This is a genomic window from Massilia mucilaginosa (assembly GCF_011682145.1).
In the GTDB taxonomy this organism is placed as follows: Bacteria; Pseudomonadota; Gammaproteobacteria; order Burkholderiales; family Burkholderiaceae_D; genus Telluria_A; species Telluria_A mucilaginosa.
The window spans coordinates 1-392 of the sequence record NZ_WHJH01000229.1 but is presented as its reverse complement, the minus strand read 5'-3'; the positions used below and the strand labels follow the sequence as shown (position 1 = coordinate 392).

Here is a 392-nt window from a genome sequence, read left to right as displayed (position 1 = left end):
CGGCGGCGCTGGGGATGGGGCTGATCATGGCGCCGCCGTATGCGGTGCCGGACGACGGCAGGCTGGTGCCGGTGCTCGACCAGTTTTTCGCCGAACGCTCGTTCTGGCTGGCCGCGCCGACCGACTTGTACCGCTTGCAGCGGGTCAGGGCGGTGTGGAATTTATTGCGGGAGTATTCGGACCGGCAGCCGTCCTTGTTTGTGCATGGGCGGGAGGAGCCGGCGCGTTCGGCGCGGTAGGCCGGTTCTATCAGCCCATGCGAGTGCGAGCGTGGCGGCGTACGGTCGATTGGCGGAGGTCTATCGCGCGCTGCAAGCAGTCGCAGGGCAAATCCGCTGTCTGTCCTGTCAGTCCCCAGCTTCCTTTTGATGTCGTACCGCGAGGATCATTAC

Annotated in this window: 1 protein-coding gene; it reads left to right on the top strand. The window is 65.3% G+C overall.

The window, feature by feature from the left end:
* A partial coding sequence (locus F2P45_RS34635) for a LysR substrate-binding domain-containing protein (RefSeq protein WP_229505452.1) occupies positions 1-239 on the top strand: 239 nt, incomplete at its 5' end.
* Between the last annotated feature and the right edge of the window lie 153 nt (positions 240-392).